At 65.9% G+C, this 17744-nt stretch carries 17 protein-coding genes and 1 pseudogene; 9 read left to right on the forward strand and 9 right to left on the reverse strand.

What is annotated here, in order from left to right:
- Positions 1–382, forward strand: a pseudogene (locus OA56_RS06320) (hypothetical protein); the annotation flags it as partial.
- A 95-nt stretch (positions 383–477) separates the two neighbouring features.
- On the opposite strand, the gene uvrB reads toward OA56_RS06320, so the two are convergent.
- The gene (gene uvrB / locus OA56_RS06325; RefSeq protein WP_055424158.1) at positions 478–2565 is read right to left on the reverse strand and encodes an excinuclease ABC subunit UvrB; all 2088 of its coding nucleotides are present in this window, start codon (positions 2563–2565) and stop codon (positions 478–480) included.
- Between the two features lie 100 nt (positions 2566–2665).
- Between uvrB and OA56_RS06330 the strand changes: the two genes are divergently transcribed.
- The 4 genes from OA56_RS06330 to clpA all read left to right on the forward strand — a co-directional run bounded on the left by OA56_RS06330 (position 2666) and on the right by clpA (position 6815).
- Positions 2666–3874 carry an amino acid aminotransferase gene (locus OA56_RS06330; protein WP_461584126.1) on the forward strand — a complete coding sequence of 403 codons (1209 nt, stop codon included), beginning with the start codon at positions 2666–2668 and terminating at the stop codon, positions 3872–3874.
- A 43-nt stretch (positions 3875–3917) separates the two neighbouring features.
- Positions 3918–4154: a hypothetical protein gene (locus tag OA56_RS06335; protein ID WP_141056348.1), complete on the forward strand. Its 237-nt coding sequence runs from the start codon at positions 3918–3920 to the stop codon at positions 4152–4154.
- Between the two features lie 68 nt (positions 4155–4222).
- A complete protein-coding gene (gene clpS / locus OA56_RS06340) occupies positions 4223–4531 on the forward strand; it encodes an ATP-dependent Clp protease adapter ClpS (protein WP_055424155.1) in 309 nt (102 codons plus the stop codon).
- 1 nt (position 4532) lies between these two features.
- The gene (clpA, locus tag OA56_RS06345) at positions 4533–6815 is read left to right on the forward strand and encodes an ATP-dependent Clp protease ATP-binding subunit ClpA (protein WP_141056346.1); all 2283 of its coding nucleotides are present in this window, start codon (positions 4533–4535) and stop codon (positions 6813–6815) included.
- 32 nt (positions 6816–6847) lie between these two features.
- Here clpA and OA56_RS06350 read toward each other — a convergent pair whose 3' ends face one another.
- Both OA56_RS06350 and OA56_RS06355 read right to left on the reverse strand, forming a co-directional pair.
- Positions 6848–7060 (reverse strand): type II toxin-antitoxin system HicA family toxin, encoded by a 213-nt coding sequence (locus OA56_RS06350; RefSeq protein WP_461584129.1) that lies wholly within the window; start codon positions 7058–7060, stop codon positions 6848–6850.
- Position 7061: 1 nt separating this feature from the next.
- Positions 7062–7283 carry a type II toxin-antitoxin system HicB family antitoxin gene (locus OA56_RS06355; RefSeq protein WP_461584131.1) on the reverse strand — a complete coding sequence of 74 codons (222 nt, stop codon included), beginning with the start codon at positions 7281–7283 and terminating at the stop codon, positions 7062–7064.
- Positions 7284–7371: 88 nt separating this feature from the next.
- Between OA56_RS06355 and rraA the strand changes: the two genes are divergently transcribed.
- Together rraA and aceA are read left to right on the forward strand one after the other, a co-directional pair.
- On the forward strand, positions 7372–7851 hold the full coding sequence (gene rraA, locus OA56_RS06360; protein WP_055424153.1) for a ribonuclease E activity regulator RraA: 480 nt from the start codon (positions 7372–7374) through the stop codon (positions 7849–7851).
- Positions 7852–7997: 146 nt separating this feature from the next.
- Positions 7998–9293 (forward strand): isocitrate lyase, encoded by a 1296-nt coding sequence (aceA, locus tag OA56_RS06365; protein WP_206202240.1) that lies wholly within the window; start codon positions 7998–8000, stop codon positions 9291–9293.
- A gap of 111 nt (positions 9294–9404) precedes the next feature.
- Here aceA and OA56_RS06370 read toward each other — a convergent pair whose 3' ends face one another.
- A complete protein-coding gene (locus OA56_RS06370; protein WP_028875071.1) occupies positions 9405–10028 on the reverse strand; it encodes an RlmE family RNA methyltransferase in 624 nt (207 codons plus the stop codon).
- 45 nt (positions 10029–10073) lie between these two features.
- Between OA56_RS06370 and yhbY the strand changes: the two genes are divergently transcribed.
- Positions 10074–10514: a ribosome assembly RNA-binding protein YhbY gene (yhbY, locus tag OA56_RS06375; protein ID WP_141056344.1), complete on the forward strand. Its 441-nt coding sequence runs from the start codon at positions 10074–10076 to the stop codon at positions 10512–10514.
- Here yhbY and greA read toward each other — a convergent pair.
- The 5 genes from greA to OA56_RS06400 form a co-directional block, all read right to left on the reverse strand.
- On the reverse strand, positions 10511–10984 hold the full coding sequence (gene greA, locus OA56_RS06380) for a transcription elongation factor GreA (protein WP_028875069.1): 474 nt from the start codon (positions 10982–10984) through the stop codon (positions 10511–10513). The genes yhbY and greA overlap by 4 nt on opposite strands.
- The gene (gene carB, locus OA56_RS06385; RefSeq protein ID WP_461584134.1) at positions 10981–14214 is read right to left on the reverse strand and encodes a carbamoyl-phosphate synthase large subunit; all 3234 of its coding nucleotides are present in this window, start codon (positions 14212–14214) and stop codon (positions 10981–10983) included. Before carB ends, greA begins: the two co-directional genes overlap by 4 nt.
- Positions 14215–14287: 73 nt before the next feature.
- Entirely contained in the window at positions 14288–15439 is a 1152-nt protein-coding gene (gene carA / locus OA56_RS06390) for a glutamine-hydrolyzing carbamoyl-phosphate synthase small subunit (RefSeq protein ID WP_461584136.1), read from the reverse strand.
- Positions 15440–15572: 133 nt separating this feature from the next.
- Positions 15573–16379, reverse strand: coding sequence for a 4-hydroxy-tetrahydrodipicolinate reductase (gene dapB, locus OA56_RS06395; RefSeq protein WP_141056341.1), 807 nt, complete (start codon positions 16377–16379; stop codon positions 15573–15575).
- Positions 16376–16879: an outer membrane protein assembly factor BamE gene (locus OA56_RS06400; protein ID WP_082438447.1), complete on the reverse strand. Its 504-nt coding sequence runs from the start codon at positions 16877–16879 to the stop codon at positions 16376–16378. Before OA56_RS06400 ends, dapB begins: the two co-directional genes overlap by 4 nt.
- A 94-nt stretch (positions 16880–16973) precedes the next feature.
- Between OA56_RS06400 and fur the strand changes: the two genes are divergently transcribed.
- A complete protein-coding gene (gene fur, locus OA56_RS06405; protein WP_055424150.1) occupies positions 16974–17408 on the forward strand; it encodes a ferric iron uptake transcriptional regulator in 435 nt (144 codons plus the stop codon).
- Positions 17409–17744: the final 336 nt, after the last annotated feature.

Here is a 17744-nt window from a genome sequence, read left to right on the forward strand (position 1 = left end):
CGCCGCCCAAGAGTCGCCGGCGGTTCCAGCGGGCGAGGAAACGGCCGTCTCCGTGCCGGCAAGCGAACTCCGGCCAGAGGAGACCCCCTCCACGCCGTCCGGATCCGCCACGCCGAAGGCGGAGGTCGTGGCCCCCCCGCCGCCACCGGAGATGACGCCGCAAGCCCTGCGCGAGATCCTCGCCGCCGCCGGCCTGCAGTGGGTGGAAACCGATCCGGCCAAGCTCGCCGGGCTCAAGCCCACCGAAGTGATCGTGCAGCTCGGTCGCCCCGTGGTGCGCCCGCCCAAGGTCGAGGAAGGCCCGTTGGTGCAGGTCGAGACCAAGCAAACCGCTGCCGCATCGACGCCGGAGCTCACCGGCGAGCAGCCTCCCGCCGCCTGAAAAAGGGCGCGGCAAACGCCGCGCCCCTCACCTTGGGGCAGCTCGAAGAACCGTCGCGCAGTAGGTCATTCGAGGAGTCCCTTTCTTCGCCTGCGTTACTCCTCGAGCGATGCGTGGGGATCGGCACCGAAGACTCGTTCGCGCAGGCGAAAGAGCCGGTCGCGCACCTGCGCCGCCGCCTCGAACTCCAGATTGCGCGCGTGCTCCAGCATCTCCTTCTCCAGACGGGCGATCGCCCTGGCCACCGCTTTCTCGTCGGCCGGGTCGACCGCCTCCTCCCAATGCGCCTCACCCGAAGCGGGCGCGCGGCGCACCGCGTGACGCCCCTCGCCCTCTTCGTCATAGACCCCGTCGATGATGTCCTTGATGCGCTTGGTCACGCCGCGCGGGGTGATGCCGTGCTCGGCGTTGTAGGCGAGCTGCTTGGCGCGGCGCCGTTCGGTCTCGTCGATGGCGCGGCGCATCGACTCGGTGATTCTGTCCGCATAGAGGATGGCCGTGCCGTGGAGGTTGCGCGCCGCCCGGCCGATCGTCTGGATGAGAGAGCGCTCCGAGCGCAGGAACCCCTCCTTGTCCGCGTCCAGGATCGCCACCAGCGACACCTCGGGGATGTCCAGCCCCTCGCGCAGCAGGTTGATCCCCACCAGCACGTCGAATTCGCCCAGACGCAGGTCGCGGATGATCTCCACCCGCTCGACCGTGTCGATGTCCGAATGCAGGTAGCGCGCCCGCACGCCGTTCTCGTTGAGATACTCCGTCAAATCTTCGGCCATGCGCTTGGTGAGGGTGGTCACCAGCACCCGCTCACCGGCGGCCACGCGGCGTTTGGCCTCGGCGAGCAGGTCATCGACCTGGGTCGAAGCCGGACGCACGATCACTTCCGGGTCCACCAGACCGGTGGGGCGCACCACCTGCTCCACGAGCTGCTGCTGGTGCGTCGCCTCGTACTCGCCGGGCGTAGCCGAGACGAAGATCGTCTGCGGCATCAAACGCTCGAACTCCTCCCAGGTGAGCGGCCGGTTGTCGAGCGCCGAGGGCAGGCGAAACCCGTATTCGACGAGATTCTCCTTGCGCGAACGGTCGCCGCGGAACATTCCCCCGATCTGCCCCACCGTCACGTGCGACTCGTCGATGAAGAGCAGCGCATCGGCCGGCAGGTAGTCCATGAGCGTGGGCGGAGGCTCGCCCGGACGGCGTCCCGAAAGATGCCGGGAATAGTTTTCGATCCCCTTGCAAAACCCCATCTCCGAGAGCATCTCCAGGTCGAAGAGCGTGCGCTGCTCCAGACGCTGCGCCTCCACCAGCTTGCCGCACTCCAATAGCCACGCCTTGCGCTCGCGCAGCTCCTCCTTGATCGAATCGATCGCGCGCAGGACGGTGGCGCGCGGCGTCACGTAGTGGCTCGAAGGATAGACGGTGAAGCGCACGAGCTTATGCACCAGATGCCCGGTGAGCGGATCGAAGAGCGTGAGGTGCTCGATCTCGTCGTCGAAGAGCTCGATGCGCAGCGCGTACTCCGCGCTCTCGGCCGGGAAAACGTCGATCACCTCGCCGCGCACGCGGAAGGTTCCGCGGCGAAAATCCGCGTCGGCGCGTTCGTACTGCATCTGCACCAGACGCTCGATGATGGCGCGCTGCCCCATGTGCTCGCCCTCGCGCAGGTGCAAGACCATCGAGTGGTAATCGACCGGATCGCCGATGCCGTAGATGCACGAAACGGTGGCCACGATCACCACGTCGCGCCGCTCCATCAGGCTCTTGGTGGCCGACAGGCGCATCTGCTCGATGTGCGCATTGACGCTCGAATCCTTCTCGATGTAGAGATCGCGGCTCGGCACGTAGGCTTCGGGCTGGTAATAGTCGTAATACGAGACGAAGTACTCGACGGCGTTCTTGGGGAAGAACTCGCGGAACTCGGCGTAGAGCTGCGCGGCGAGCGTCTTGTTCGGCGCCATCACCAGGGCCGGGCGCCCGCAGCGGGCGATGACATTGGCCATGGTGTAGGTCTTGCCCGAACCGGTCACCCCCAGCAGCGTCTGGTACATCAGCCCGTCGCGGATGCCCGCGACCAGCGCCTCGATCGCCTGCGGCTGGTCCCCGGCCGGCGGATAAGGCTGGAAAAGCTCGAACGGACTGCCGGGAAAACGCACGAAGCGCCCGCTGGAGGAAGGAAGTTCGGCCATGCTACAATTCCATTTTTCTGCGGTAGCCTTGCGACATCTTACCCCGAAGCGGGTTCCCGCAAGGCACAGCCCGATGGTCCAGCCCCAGGAGCCCCGATCCATGTCTCGCAGCCTCTTCGCCGCGGTCGAACTCGCGCCGCGCGACCCCATCCTCGGACTCAACGAAGCCTTCGCCGCCGACCCACGCCCGCAGAAAGTGAACCTCGGCGTGGGCGTGTATTACGACGAAGAAGGGCGCATCCCGCTGCTCGCCTCGGTAAAGACCGCCGAGGAGGCGCGCGTGCGTCAGGCCAAGCCGCGCGGCTACCAGCCCATCGAGGGCCCGGCGGCCTACACCGGCGCCGTCCAGCGCCTGCTCTTCGGTGCCGATTCCCCGCTGCTCGCCGAAGGGCGCGTCGTCACCGCCCAAGGGCTGGGCGGCACCGGGGCGCTGCGCATCGGCGGCGATCTGCTGCGGCGCATCGTGCCCGAAGCCACCGTCTACATCTCCGACCCCAGCTGGGAAAACCACCGCGGCATCTTCGAGGCGGCGGGCTTTCCCGTGCGCACCTACCGCTACTACGACCCCGCCACCGGCGGCGTCGATTTCGCCGGCATGAAGGCGGCGCTCGCGGCCATGGCCCCGCGCAGCATCGTCGTGCTGCACGCCTGCTGCCACAACCCCACCGGGGCCGACCTCACCGAAGCGCAGTGGCAGGAAGTCGCCCAGACCTGCGTGGCGGGCGAGCTCGTCCCCTTCCTCGACATGGCCTACCAAGGGTTCGCCGAAGGGATCGACGCCGACGCCGCGGCGGTGCACCACTTCCTCGCAGCTGGCATCCCCTTCTTCGTCTCGAGTTCGTTTTCGAAGAATTTCTCCCTCTACGGCGAGCGCGTCGGAGCGCTGTCCCTCGTCACCGGCTCGCGCGACGAGGCCGAGCGGGTGCTGTCGCAGCTCAAGCGCGTCATCCGCACCAACTACTCCAACCCCCCCACGCACGGCGCGGCGCTCGTGGCCGACGTGCTCGCCTCCGGCGAGCTGCGCGCGCAATGGGAAGAAGAGCTCGGCGGCATGCGCCGGCGCATCCGCGCCATGCGCGAGGGGCTGCGGCAGCGGCTGGAAGCCGCCGTGCCGGGCAAGGACTTCTCCTTCGTCACCGAACAGCGCGGCATGTTCTCCTACACCGGGCTCACCCCCGAGCAGGTCGAACGGCTCAAGAGCGAATACGGCATCTACGCCGTGCGCTCCGGGCGCATCTGCATCGCCGCGCTCAATGCGCGCAACCTCGACTACGTCGCCGAAGCGATCGCCGCCGTCCTGCGCGGCTGAGTCCCTTTCCGCCGCCCCGCTCGGGGCGGCACTCTCTCCTCCCATGAACGACCTCGACGCATTCCTCGAACACCTCGTCTGGCGCACCCCCTCGGGCGAGGCGATCGGCTGCACGGAAAAGCGCAAAGTCTTGCGCGAGAACCTCGAAGAGCTCGCCCAGGTGCTCAAGGATGCCCTCGACGACGCGCTCCTCATGGGCGTGAGCGAACGCCAGGTGCGCGAGGTCTTCCACGCCCTGATCGACCGCATCGAGAGCGACTTTTCCGAACGCGACGATTGAGCGCGACGAATCGATCCCATCGTCGGCGCTGGGGTTGCGTTTGGGCGCGGACGCATTAGAATGAAACCATGACGACACGGTATACCACCACCCCGATCCTCGAGGAGGAAGAGGCGCGGGTTTCCCCCCCGCCGTTCTATAAGGTGCTGTTGCTCAACGACGACTACACCCCCATGGACTTCGTCGTGATCGTGCTGGAGCGTTTTTTTCACATGGGCCGCGAACGCGCGACGCAAATCATGCTCAAAGTCCATCATGAGGGGATGGCAGTGTGCGGCGTCTATCCGAAAGACATCGCCGCCACCAAGGTCGAACAAGTCACGGCCTTTGCCCGGCAACACGGACACCCCCTCGCCTGCGTCATGGAGGAAGTTTGAAATGATCGCCCAAGAGCTGGAAGTCACATTACACATGGCGTTCGTCGACGCGCGGCAGAAGCGGCACGAGTACGTCACCGTCGAACACCTGCTGCTCGCACTGCTCGACAACCCGTCGGCGGCCGACGCGCTGCGCGCCGTGGGGGCCAATTTCGACGAACTGCGCCGAGAACTGTCGCAGTTCATCGACACGCACGTACCGCGGGTGCCGGGCAACGGTGAAGTCGACACCCAGCCCACGCTGGGTTTCCAGCGCGTCATCCAGCGCGCCATCCTGCACGTGCAATCCTCGGGCAAATCCGAAGTAGTCGGCGCCAACGTGCTGGTGGCGATTTTCGGCGAGAAGGATTCGCACGCGCTCTATCTGCTGCAGCGGCAGAAGATCACCCGGCTCGACCTCGTCAATTACCTCTCTCACGGCATCGTCAAGTCGCGCAACGCCGCGCCAGGCGAATCCGCAGCGAGCAAGGCCAAGCACGAGGCGAGTGAGGAAGAAGAAACAACGCCGCAGGGCAACGGCGGTGCGCTGGAGAATTTCACCGTCAATCTCAACCAGCTCGCCCGCGAAGGCAAGATCGACCCGCTCATCGGCCGCGAGACCGAGCTCGAGCGCGTCATCCAAACGCTCTGCCGCCGGCGCAAGAACAATCCGCTGCTGGTGGGCGAGGCCGGCGTGGGCAAGACGGCCATCGCCGAAGGACTCGCGCGCATGATCGTCGAAGGCAAGGTACCCGAGATCCTCGCCAACGCCCAAGTCTACGCGCTCGACATGGGAGCGCTCCTTGCCGGCACCAAGTACCGCGGCGACTTCGAACAGCGCCTCAAGGCCGTGCTGAAGCAGCTCAAGGAGCGGCCCAACGCCATCCTCTTCATCGACGAGATCCACACCCTCATCGGTGCGGGGGCGGCCTCGGGCGGCACGCTGGATGCCTCCAACCTGCTCAAGCCGGCGCTCTCCAGCGGCCAGCTCAAGTGCATCGGCGCCACCACCTACGCCGAATACCGCCAGATCTTCGAGAAGGATCACGCCCTGTCGCGGCGCTTCCAGAAGATCGACGTGCCCGAGCCGAGCGTGGAAGACACCATCGCCATCCTCAAGGGGCTGCGCAGCCGCTTCGAAGCGCACCACAACGTGAAATACTCGACCGCGGCGCTGCACGCCGCCGCCGAGCTCGCGGCGCGTTTCATCACCGACCGTCAGCTGCCGGACAAGGCGATCGACGTCATCGACGAAGCCGGCGCGGCGCAAAAGATCCTGCCCAAGAACAAGCAGAAGAAAGTGATCGGCAAAGGCGAGATCGAGGCGATCGTCGCCAAGATCGCCCGCATCCCGCCGCGCACCATCGCCGCCGACGACCGCGAGAAACTCGCCAGCCTCGAGCGCGACCTGAAGAGCGTCGTCTTCGGACAGGACGCGGCGATCGAAGCGCTCGCGCGCGCCATCAAGATGTCGCGCTCGGGCCTGGGCAATCCGCAAAAACCCATCGGTGCCTTCCTCTTCTCCGGTCCCACCGGCGTGGGCAAGACCGAGGTCGCGCGCCAGCTCGCCTACACGCTGGGGATCGACCTCATCCGCTTCGACATGTCGGAGTACATGGAGCGGCATACCGTCAGCCGCCTGATCGGCGCACCCCCCGGTTACGTCGGTTTCGAACAGGGTGGGCTGCTCACCGAAGCGGTGATGAAGAAACCGCACTGCGTGCTGCTGCTCGACGAGATCGAGAAAGCGCACCCGGACGTGTTCAACATCCTGCTGCAGGTGATGGACCACGGCACGCTCACCGACGCCAACGGCCGCTCGACCGACTTCCGCAACGTCATCATCATCATGACGACGAACGCCGGTGCCGAGACGATGCAAAAGAGCACCATCGGCTTCGCCTCCAAGCGTGAGGCCGGCGATGAGATGGGCGAGCTCAAGCGGATCTTCTCGCCGGAGTTCCGCAACCGGCTCGACGCGATCATCTCCTTCAAGCCGCTCGACAACGAAATCATCCAGCGCGTGGTCGAGAAGTTCCTCATGCAGCTCGAAGCCCAGCTGCACGAGCGCAAGGTCGAGGTGCACTTCACCGACGAGCTCAAGGCCTGGCTCGCCGCCAAGGGGTTCGACCCGCTCATGGGCGCGCGTCCCATGGCCCGGCTCATCCAGGACACGATCCGCGCCGCGCTCGCCGACGAGCTCCTCTTCGGGCGGCTGGTCAACGGCGGGCACGTGACCATCGACGTCGATGCCGAAGGCAAGGTGAAACTCCTCTTCGACGAAGAGGCCGTGCTCGAATCCTGACTCTGCTCCCGCCGGCTCACCGCCGGCGGGTCTCATGCGAAAAATCGCTCGCGCGCAATGCCTGACTGGCGGATGATCGACGCCAGAGTACCAATCCTCAACTCGCGATGATCGGGCACGGGAACCGTGACCGTGCTGCCATCTTCCTCCTTTTGCATCACCACGTGGCTACCTCGGCGGCGCACCTCGCGAAACCCGTGTGCCTCGAGGATGCGGCACACTTCTGCTCCCGAGAGCACCCTCATCCTAATCAACGGTGACCTCCAGCCGGGTCACATAGACTTCGTCATGCAGGCGACGCCGCACTTCCTCGGCCGAGGCCGTCTCGAAGAAAAGTTCGAGTGCCTCTTTCAGATTGTCGCGCGCCTCATCCAGCGTTTCCCCCTGGCTCGCCACATCCACTTCCGGACACAGGGCCACGTACCCATCCCCTTCCCGCTCGATGATCACCGTCAGCGTGCGCTTCATCGTGATACCTCCCTGCTAGGACGCAACATACAGTCTACACCAGGATTTCCCGTACAATTTCCCTTTCCTTCCGACGAAAGAGCGTTCGATGGACTTCCATACCGCCGACCTGTGCGACGCGCACGAAGACCGCGTGCGCGTGCTCGCCCCCATGCTGCGCTCCTATGGCGGCGCCCGCGCCGCGGGCGGGCCCGTGCGCACCCTGAAGATTTTCGAGGACAATGCCCTGGTGCGCGAGATGCTCGCTGAGCCCGGCCAGGGCGCGATGCTGGTGATCGACGGCGGAGGATCGCTGCGCCGGGCGCTCCTTGGCGACAATCTCGCCGAACTCGCGGTGAAGAACGGCTGGGCCGGAGTCGTCGTCTATGGCTGCATCCGCGATTCGGCCGCCATCGGCCGGCTTCCGCTGGGTGTCTGGGCGCTTGCCACCCATCCCATGAAAACCGTCAAGCGCGGCGAAGGGCAACGCGACGTGCCGGTGAGTTTCGGCGGTGTCACGTTCGCGCCAGGGATGTTTGCCTACGCCGACGAAGACGGCGTGATCGTATCCGACGCGCCCCTCGTATGAACCATAAAGGTGGCGTGATGCCGCGGCATGCTTGCCTTATCTTATGTCTTATATAAGACTGTTGACGTCGCGCTCGAGCTGACGTACCATGCAGCCCATGAGCTTTGCTCATGGGCTTTTTCCCCTCTCTCATGGAAGGAACCGTCATGGATCGTCAACAGCAGATCGCCGCTCTGAAAAAAGACTGGGCCGAGAACCCCCGTTGGAAAGGCATCACGCGCCCCTACACCGCCGAAGACGTGGTGCGGCTGCGCGGCTCGGTCACCCCTGAATACACCCTCGCCCGCCGCGGCGCCGAGAAACTGTGGAAGCTGCTGCACGAAGAGCCCTACATCAACTGCCTCGGCGCGCTCACCGGCGGTCAGGCGATGCAGCAGGTGAAAGCCGGCGTCAAGGCCATCTACCTCTCCGGCTGGCAAGTGGCCGCGGACAACAACGAATACCGCGCCATGTTCCCCGACCAGTCGCTCTACCCGGTCAATTCCGTGCCGGTGGTGGTCGAGCGCATCAACAACGCTTTCAAACGCGCCGATGAGATCCAGTGGAGCAAGGGACTCAACCCCGGGGACAAAGGCTGGATCGACTACTTCGCGCCCATCGTCGCCGACGCCGAGGCCGGTTTCGGCGGCGTGCTCAACGCCTTCGAGCTCATGAAGGCCATGATCCGCGCCGGCGCCTCGGGCGTGCACTTCGAAGACCAGCTCGCCTCCGTGAAGAAATGCGGCCACATGGGCGGCAAGGTGCTGGTGCCGACCTCCGAAGCCGTGCAGAAACTCGTCGCCGCACGGCTTGCCGCCGACGTCTGCGGCGTGCCCACGCTGGTCATCGCCCGCACCGACGCCGAAGCGGCCGACCTGCTCACGTCGGATCACGACGAATACGACAAACCGTTCCTCACCGGTGAGCGCACCGCCGAAGGGTTTTATCGCACCCGCAACGGTCTGGAGCAGGCCATCGCCCGTGCGATCGCCTACGCGCCCTATGCCGATCTCGTCTGGTGCGAAACGGGTACGCCGGATCTCGAATTCGCCCGTAAATTCGCCGAAGGGGTGCATGCCAAATTCCCCGGCAAGCTGCTCGCCTACAACTGCTCGCCCTCCTTCAACTGGAAGAAGAACCTGGACGACGCCACCATCGCCAAGTTCCAGCGCGAACTCGGGGCCATGGGCTACAAGTACCAGTTCATCACGCTCGCCGGCATCCACTCCATGTGGTACAACATGTTCGACCTGGCCTATGACTACGTGCGCCGCGGCATGTCGGCCTACGTCGAGAAAGTGCAGGAACCCGAATTCGCCGCCCGCGAACGCGGTTACACCTTCGTGGCGCACCAGGCCGAAGTCGGCACGGGCTATTTCGACGACGTGACCACGGTGATCCAGGGGGGACAATCCAGCGTCACCGCGCTCACCGGTTCGACCGAAGAAGAGCAGTTCCACTGATCACGAGAGAGGGGGGAGTCCGCGGCCGCACCAGACGGCCGCGCGCAGACAAAGTTGAGGCCGGGAAACCGGCCTTTTTTCTTTGACACGCTGCCCTTCGCACTCAAGCGTTCAAGCGCCGCGCAGTCCTCGCCCGAGCAGATACACCTCCGCACTGCGATCGCGCGAAGCCTTGGGCTTGCGCACCGCCACGCTGCGAAACGCCGCGCCCAACGCCCGGCGGAAGTCGTCGAACCCTTCTCCCTGGAACACCTTGATGAGAAAGACCCCTTCAGGGCGCAGGTGGCGCACGGCGAAATCGAGCGCGAGTTCCGCCAGATGCATTGCACGCGCCTGATCGACCGAGGCAATACCCGAGAGGTTGGGTGCCATGTCGCTCAGCACCACGTCGAGCACTGCGCCGGCGAGCAGCGCCTCCAGCGCCCGTTCCGTCGCCTCCTCGGTGAAATCCCCTTGCAGGAAATCCACGCCGGGAATCGGCGCCATGGGCAGCAGATCGAGGGCGAAGACCCGCCCCGTCTCTCCCACGCGCTCGCGCGCCACCTGCGACCACGCCCCCGGCGCCGAACCCAGGTCGAGCACGCACTGTCCGCGGCGCAGCAGCCGATCCTTGTCGTCGATCTCGAGTAGTTTGAACGCCGCCCGCGAGCGGTAGCCGGCGCGGGTGGCCTCCTGCACGTAAGGATCGTTCAGATGCCGGTGGATCCAGTCCCGGTGGCTTTTGTTCTTTCCCATCGTCCTTGCGTTAAAATTCCGTTTTAGGCTGCGAAACCCCATTCCATGCGCCAGATCGACAGTCACACCCGCCGGGCGCTGCGCGCCAAGGCCCATCACCTCAATCCTGTCGTCATCATCGCGAGCAAGGGTCTCACCGAGGCGGTACTTGCGGAGATCGACCGGGCGCTGACGGCGCACGAGCTCATCAAAGTACGGGTGGCCGGCTCCGAGCGCGAGGTGCGCGAAGCACTCATGGCCGAGATCTGCGAGCGGCTCGACTGCGCGCCGGTACAGCACATCGGCAACCTGCTGGTGCTGTGGCGCCCCAAACCCGAGGCCACCCCGCGCGCAGCGGCGGAAAAGCCCACCGCCCCGGCAGCGCATGCAAAATCGGCCAAGTCCTTCGCCCGGGCAGCCCGGCTGCGCGCGCTCATCGAAGCGCGCACCGCAGCCAAGGCGGCACGCCAACGCCGCCCCGCCAAGGGGCGGAGCCGCAAGCCTTAGACGTAGCGCACGTCCAGGATCTCGAACTCGCGCATACCCCCCGGCGTCTGCACCTGAACCACGTCGCCGGCGTACTTGCCGATGAGGGCGCGGGCGATCGGCGAGCTCACCGAGATCTTCCCTGCCTTCACGTCGGCCTCTTCGTCGCCGACGATCTGGTAGCACGCCTTGTCGCCGCTTTCCAGATCCTCGAGTTCGACGGTGGCGCCGAACACGACCCGCCCGTCGGCATCCAGCGTCTTCGGGTCGATGATCTGGGCATTGGCCAGTTTCGCCTCCAGCTCCTGGATGCGCCCCTCGATGAACGCCTGGCGCTCGCGCGCGGCGTCGTATTCGGCGTTCTCGGAAAGATCGCCGTGGGCGCGCGCCTCGGCGATCGCCGCGATCACCGCCTGCCGCTCCACGGTCTTGAGACGATGCAATTCCTGGCGCAGTTTCTCTGCACCTTCGACGGTCATGGGGTATTTCATCTCGCCTCCTCCCGCAACCGGGCATGCAGCGACTGCAAGGAATACACGTCGTAGCGTCCTGCCTGTTCGATGCCCAGGCAAGCGGCCTCGGCCCCTTCGATGGTGGTGAAGATCGCCGAGACCTTGGCCGCGAGCGCGCTCGTGCGAATGGAGCGCGAATCGAGCACCGCCTGGCGCGCCTCTTCGACCGTATTGATGACGAGATCGATCTCGCCGTTCTTGATCATGTCGACGATGTGCGGCCGCCCTTCGGTCACCTTATTCACCACGCGCACGGGAATTCCAGCCTGGGCGATCACGCCGGCCGTGCCGCGCGTAGCCACCAGCTCGAAGCCGAGCGCGTGCAGCTTGCGGGCGATTTCCACCGCCGCGGGACGGTCCTTCGGCTTGACGCTGATGAAAGCGCGCCCCTTGGTAGGCAACCGCACGCCCGCCGCCAGTTGCGCCTTGTAAAAGGCTTCGGCGAAGGTCTGGCCCACTCCCATCACCTCGCCGGTCGACTTCATCTCAGGGCCGAGAATGGGATCGACCCCGGGGAATTTCACGAAGGGGAAGACCGCCTCCTTCACCGAATAATAGGGCGGCACGATCTCGCGCGTCACTCCCTGCTCGGCGAGCGGGCGTCCCACCATGCAGCGTGCCGCCACCTTGGCGAGCGGCACGCCGCAGGCCTTGGAGACGAAAGGCACCGTGCGGGAGGCGCGCGGATTGACCTCCAGCACATAGACGACGGCCTTCTCCCCTTCTCCCTGGATGGCGAACTGCACGTTCATCAGGCCCACAACGCCCAGCGCCCGGGCCATGGCCACCGTCTGGCGGCGCATCTCGTCGAGCACGGCCGGCGCGAGCGTGTAGGGCGGCAGCGAACAGGCCGAATCGCCCGAATGCACGCCGGCCATTTCGATGTGCTCCATGATGCCGCCGATCACCACGTCCTTGCCATCGGCGAGTGCGTCGACGTCGACCTCGGTGGCGTCGTTGAGGAACCGGTCGAGCAAGACGGGTGAGTCGTTCGACACCTTCACCGCCTCGCGCATGTAGCGCTCGAGGTCTTTCTGCTCGTGCACGATCTCCATGGCGCGCCCGCCGAGCACGTAGCTCGGGCGTACCACCAGCGGATAGCCGATCTCGGCGGCCAGCCGCAACGCCTCTTCGGGCGTGCGCGCGGTGCGGTTGGGCGGCTGGCGCAGGCCCAGCTGCATGAGCAGCTGCTGGAAGCGTTCGCGGTCCTCGGCCGCGTCGATCGCATCGGGCGCGGTGCCGATGATGGGCACGCCATTCGCCTCCAGCGCCCTGGCGCGCTTGAGCGGCGTCTGGCCGCCGAACTGCACGATCACCCCTTCCGGGCGCTCGACGTGGACGATCTCGAGGATGTCTTCCAGCGTGATCGGTTCGAAATAGAGCCGGTCAGAGGTGTCGTAATCGGTGGAGACGGTCTCCGGGTTGCAGTTGACCATGATGGTCTCGAAGCCGTCCTCGCGCAGTGCGAGCGCCGCATGCACACAGCAGTAGTCGAATTCGATCCCCTGGCCGATACGGTTGGGTCCGCCGCCCAGGATCATGATCTTGCGCCGGTTGCTCGGGGCCGCCTCGCACTCTTCCTCGTAGGTGGAATAGAGGTAGGCCGTCTGGGTGGCGAACTCGGCCGCGCAGGTATCGACCCGCTTATAGACCGGACGCACCCCCAGGGCATGCCGGTGCAGGCGCACGGCGGTCTCGTCGCGCTGCAGCAGCTTGGCGAGCCGCCGGTCGGAGAATCCCTTGCGCTTGAGCGCGCGCATCTGCGCCGCGTCGATCGCCTCGAGCGAGCGGCCCACGAGCGACTGCTCCGTGCGCACGAGATCCTCGATCTGGGCGAGGAACCACGGATCGATGTGCGACAGGCGATGCACGTCGGCGAGCGCATAGCCCTCGCGGAAGGCCTGGGCCACGTACCAGATGCGCTGTGGGCCGGGGTTGGCCAGCTCGTGCTCCAGTTCGCTGCGATCCGCGTCGAGCTCATCGAGCCCATAGACCCCCACTTCCAGCCCGCGCAGCGCCTTCTGGAACGATTCCTGGAAGGTGCGTCCGATCGCCATCACTTCGCCCACGGACTTCATCTGCGTGGTGAGCCGGTCGTCCGCCTGGGGGAATTTCTCGAAGGCGAAACGCGGCACCTTGGTGACCACGTAATCGATCGTGGGCTCGAAAGAGGCCGGCGTCGCCCCGCCGGTGATCTCGTTCTTGAGCTCGTCGAGCGTGTAGCCCACGGCGAGCTTGGCCGCCACCTTGGCGATGGGAAAGCCCGTGGCCTTGGAGGCGAGCGCTGAGGAGCGCGACACGCGCGGGTTCATCTCGATCACGATCATGCGCCCGTCTTCGGGGTTGATGGCGAACTGCACGTTGGAGCCGCCCGTGTCGACCCCGATCTCGCGCAGCACGGCAAGGGAAGCATCGCGCATGCGCTGGTATTCCTTGTCGGTGAGCGTCTGCGCCGGCGCCACGGTGATCGAGTCGCCGGTGTGCACGCCCATCGGGTCGAGGTTCTCGATGGAGCAGACGATGATGCAGTTGTCGGCGCGATCGCGCACGACCTCCATCTCGAATTCCTTCCAGCCGATGAGCGACTCTTCGATGAGCAGTTCGCTGATGGGGCTCGCGTCCAGCCCGCGCTTGCAGATCTCGACGAACTCCTCCATGTTGTAGGCGATGCCCCCGCCCGTGCCCCCAAGGGTGAAGGAAGGCCGGATGATGACCGGAAAGCCGATCCGCGCCTGCACGGCCATCGCCTCTTCCAAGGTATGGGCGATACCCGAGCGCGCCGACTCCAGCCCGATGCGCGTCATCGCCTCCTTGAATTTCTGCCGGTCCTCGGCCTTGTCGATCGCCTCCTCGCGCGCGCCGATGAGCTCCACCCCATAGCGCTCGAGCACCCCGCTGCGGGCGAGCTCAAGCGCGCAGTTCAAGGCCGTCTGCCCCCCCATGGTGGGCAGCAGCGCATCGGGCCGCTCCTTGTCGATGATGCGCTCGAGCACGGCGGCGGTGATCGGCTCGATGTAGGTGACGTCGGCCGTCTCCGGGTCGGTCATGATCGTGGCCGGGTTGGAATTGACCAGGATCACGCGGTAGCCTTCCTCGCGCAGCGCCTTGCACGCCTGCACGCCGGAATAGTCGAACTCGCACGCCTGGCCGATGATGATCGGGCCGGCGCCGATGATGAGGATGCTGTGGAGGTCGGTACGCTTGGGCATGTCGTTCCCTGTCGTCGGTAGGTAGCCGCCGGCCCCGTCCGCTCGTGACGGACGGGGCCGGCGGCGGAAAAACTCATGGACGTTGGTTGCGGTGCGCGTCGATCAGCGCGACGAAACGGTCGAAGAGATACCCCACGTCGTGCGGCCCCGGGCTCGCCTCGGGGTGGCCCTGGAAGCCGAAGGCCGGCGCGTCGGTGCGCTCGATCCCCTGCAGGCTGCCGTCGAAGAGCGAGACGTGCGTGACGCGGCAATTGGCCGGCAGCGTGTCGGCATCCACGGCAAAGCCGTGGTTCTGGCTGGTGATGTACACGCGCCCGGTGTCGAGATCCTTGACCGGATGGTTCGCGCCGTGATGGCCGAACTTCATCTTCACCGTCTTCGCCCCCGAGGCAAGCCCCAGGATCTGGTGCCCCAGGCAGATGCCGAAGGTGGGAATGCGCCGCGCGATCGCCTCGCGCGCGGTGGCGATCGCATAACCGCAGGCGGCCGGATCGCCCGGCCCGTTGGCGAGCAGGATACCGTCGGGCGCGAGCGCGAGCGTCTGTTCGAACGGGGTCTGCGCCGGCACCACCGTGACGCGGCAGCCGCGCGCAGCGATCATGCGCAGGATGTTGCGCTTGACGCCGTAATCGTAGACCACCACGTGCCGCGGCCCTTCGCCGGCCGGCACGTAACCGCGCCCCAGCTCCCATTCGCCCTCGTGCCAGATGGCGACGTCACGCCGGCTCACTTCTTTGGCCAGATCCATGCCGGCCAAGCCGGGGAAGGCACGCGCCAGGGCGAGCGCCTCGGCCACGTCCGGCGTCTTGCCCGCCGGGGCCGTGACGATGGCGCCTGCCTGCGCACCGCGATCGCGCAGGATGCGGGTGAGGCGGCGCGTGTCGATGCCGGCGATCGCCACCACCCCTTCGTCGCGCAGAGCCTCGGGCAAAGTGCGGCGCATGCGGAAGTTGCTCGCCAGAAGCGGCACGTCGCGCACCACCAGCCCGGCGGCCATCACCCGGTCGGATTCGAGGTCTTCGTCGTTGACGCCGACGTTGCCGATGTGCGGATAGGTGAGCGTGACGATCTGCCGGGAATAACTCGGGTCGGTGAGAATTTCCTGATAGCCCGTCATCGAGGTGTTGAACACCACCTCACCGACGGTGTGACCGGTCGCACCGATGCCCTCGCCGTGGAACACCGTTCCGTCGGCAAGGACGAGGATCGCGGGATTGAAAGACACGACGGCTCCTTGCAGTGGATTCAGCGGTGCGTGAGCTGCCCGCCGAAAAAAACGGGATGGGCGCGCTTCGCCATCCCGTTCTTTACATTTATATTTTACCGCGAAAACCTGCCGGCGGCAATCGCCGCGCCTTTCAGCGCAAGCCCAGCACGTCGCGCATGTCGTAGAGACCGGGCGGGCGCCCCTGCAGGAAACGCGCCGCACGCATGGCCCCCACGGCATAGGGCATGCGGCTCTGCGAACGGTGGGTGATCTCGATGCGCTCACCGGTACCGGCAAAGAGCACGGTGTGGTCCCCCACGATATCCCCGCCGCGGATGGTGGAAAAGCCGATCTGCCGCGACGGGCGCACGCCCACCTCTCCTTGGCGGCCATAGACGGCCTCGCGTTCGAGGTCCAGGCCCAGCACGCGGGCGAGGATGCGCCCCATCTCGAGGGCGGTGCCCGAAGGCGCGTCGACCTTGTTGCGGTGATGCGCCTCGATCACCTCTACGTCGTAGCCCTCACCGAGCAAGGCGGCGGCGCCTTCCAGCAGCCGGAAGACGACGTTGACCCCGACGGCCATGTTGGGCGCGAGGACGATGGGAATCTCCTTGGCGGCCTGTTCGATCAAGGCCCGCTGCTCGGCGTCGAACCCGGTGGTGCCGATCACGACGGATTTGCCCAGCCGCTGAGCCACTCGGACAAGCCCGACGGTGACCCCCGGTCGCGTGAAGTCGATGACGCAATCCGCCGCGGCAACTGCTGTCTCGGGATCTTCGCCGATGAGCACACCGGTGCTCCGTCCAATTGGATCCCCCGCGTCGCGGCCGATCCATTCGCTGCCGGGGCGCACGAAGGCCGCCGCAAGCTCGATGCCCGGATCCTCGAGCGCTGCCTCGACCAGCATCCGCCCCATCCGGCCGCCCGCGCCGGCGATTGCAACCCGAACCGGTTTCATGGTGCATTCTCCTCTTTCGTCTGCCCTTTGGTTTCGGCGCCGCCCCCCGCTTCACCACTTGCCGGCTCAGGCTCCTCTTTTTTCTTCTTCTCCTCTTTTGGCGGCTTGCCGGGAACCTCGACCACGCGCGGTGCGGAACTCGTCACCGGCGCATCCCCCTCGGTCGGCATCACGTCGCCAGCCACGCGCACGAGCACGTCGTTCTCGAAAAACACGGTGAGCCGCCGCTGCTGGATCGTGCCGTCGCCCTTTTTCACGTAGTAGACGTAGTCCCAGCGATCGTTGCGGAATGGATCGACGAGCAGCGGCGTTCCCAGAAGGAAACGGACCTGGTCGCGCGTCATCCCCTTCTCCAAACGAGAGACGGCTTCCGGATCCTGGAAATTACCCTGGCGCACGTCGGCACGGTAGGGCGAAGCCAGGCCCGCCAGTCGGTCCATCGAGCACGCGCTCGAGAGCAGCGCCAACGCGACGGTCGGCAAGAGAATACGAGGCGACATGAGTCTCACTAAGGTTCTGCCGAACGGCGAAAAACTATATCATAGCGCATGTCGTGCCGCCGGAACGCACGCACCAAGATGAGGGCTTCTGCCGATGGACAACACGAAGAATCTACGCAACATGGGCCTCAAGGCCACCTACCCGCGGCTCAAGATCCTCGAGCTCTTCCAGAGCGGTGAACACCGCCACCTCACCGCCGAGGACGTCTATCGCCTGCTCGACGCCGCCGGCGTGGAAATCGGGCTCGCCACCGTCTATCGGGTGCTCACCCAGTTCGAGCAGGCCGGCGTGCTGGAGCGGCACCACTTCGAGTCGGGCAAGGCGATCTTCGAACTCGCCGCCGGCGAGCACCACGACCATCTGGTGTGCCTCGACTGCGGCCACATCGAAGAGTTCTTCGACGCGACGATCGAGGCGCGGCAGCGAGAAATCGCCCAGGAACGCGGCTTCGAGGTTGCCGATCACGCGATGTACCTCTACGCCCACTGCCGGCGCGAGAATTGCCCGAACCGCCAGAAGGGCGAATAGCGCCGCGCAAACCGTTCAGAAAACGTGCCGCATCCCGACGAAGAAGAACCCCGTATCACCGACCGTCTCCTGTGCCGCATGGCCGTTGCGGGCCGCGTCGGTCTGACCCAGCCATTGCATTTGGCCCCAGTCCAGGCCGTCATGGTCGATCGCCGTATAACCGGCATACGCGGTGGTTACCGGCCGAATGGATGGCAGCGAACGCCACTGAACGAAAGCTTCCTTCCCACGTCACCGCGTTGTTCCAGCGCGCTGGCGAATTGGGTGTGATCGACAAGCGCCCCCGCAGGGAGAGCCAACTCTGCGGACTGGGCACGGCGGAGAGCAAGGCGTCAT

The organism is Tepidiphilus sp. HLB4 (assembly GCF_054823945.1).

Bases quoted from the DNA above. Each gene is read 5' to 3' on its own strand.
- uvrB (WP_055424158.1), bottom strand. From the start codon at position 2,565: ATGGCCGAACTTCCTTCCTCCAGCGGGCGCTTCGTGCGTTTTCCCGGC.
- OA56_RS06330 (WP_461584126.1), top strand. From the start codon at position 2,666: ATGTCTCGCAGCCTCTTCGCCGCGGTCGAACTCGCGCCGCGCGACCCC.
- OA56_RS06335 (WP_141056348.1), top strand. From the start codon at position 3,918: ATGAACGACCTCGACGCATTCCTCGAACACCTCGTCTGGCGCACCCCC.
- clpS (WP_055424155.1), top strand. From the start codon at position 4,223: ATGACGACACGGTATACCACCACCCCGATCCTCGAGGAGGAAGAGGCG.
- clpA (WP_141056346.1), top strand. From the start codon at position 4,533: ATGATCGCCCAAGAGCTGGAAGTCACATTACACATGGCGTTCGTCGAC.
- OA56_RS06350 (WP_461584129.1), bottom strand. From the start codon at position 7,060: ATGAGGGTGCTCTCGGGAGCAGAAGTGTGCCGCATCCTCGAGGCACAC.
- OA56_RS06355 (WP_461584131.1), bottom strand. From the start codon at position 7,283: ATGAAGCGCACGCTGACGGTGATCATCGAGCGGGAAGGGGATGGGTAC.
- rraA (WP_055424153.1), top strand. From the start codon at position 7,372: ATGGACTTCCATACCGCCGACCTGTGCGACGCGCACGAAGACCGCGTG.
- aceA (WP_206202240.1), top strand. From the start codon at position 7,998: ATGGATCGTCAACAGCAGATCGCCGCTCTGAAAAAAGACTGGGCCGAG.
- OA56_RS06370 (WP_028875071.1), bottom strand. From the start codon at position 10,028: ATGGGAAAGAACAAAAGCCACCGGGACTGGATCCACCGGCATCTGAAC.
- yhbY (WP_141056344.1), top strand. From the start codon at position 10,074: ATGCGCCAGATCGACAGTCACACCCGCCGGGCGCTGCGCGCCAAGGCC.
- greA (WP_028875069.1), bottom strand. From the start codon at position 10,984: ATGAAATACCCCATGACCGTCGAAGGTGCAGAGAAACTGCGCCAGGAA.
- carB (WP_461584134.1), bottom strand. From the start codon at position 14,214: ATGCCCAAGCGTACCGACCTCCACAGCATCCTCATCATCGGCGCCGGC.
- dapB (WP_141056341.1), bottom strand. From the start codon at position 16,379: ATGAAACCGGTTCGGGTTGCAATCGCCGGCGCGGGCGGCCGGATGGGG.
- OA56_RS06400 (WP_082438447.1), bottom strand. From the start codon at position 16,879: ATGTCGCCTCGTATTCTCTTGCCGACCGTCGCGTTGGCGCTGCTCTCG.
- fur (WP_055424150.1), top strand. From the start codon at position 16,974: ATGGACAACACGAAGAATCTACGCAACATGGGCCTCAAGGCCACCTAC.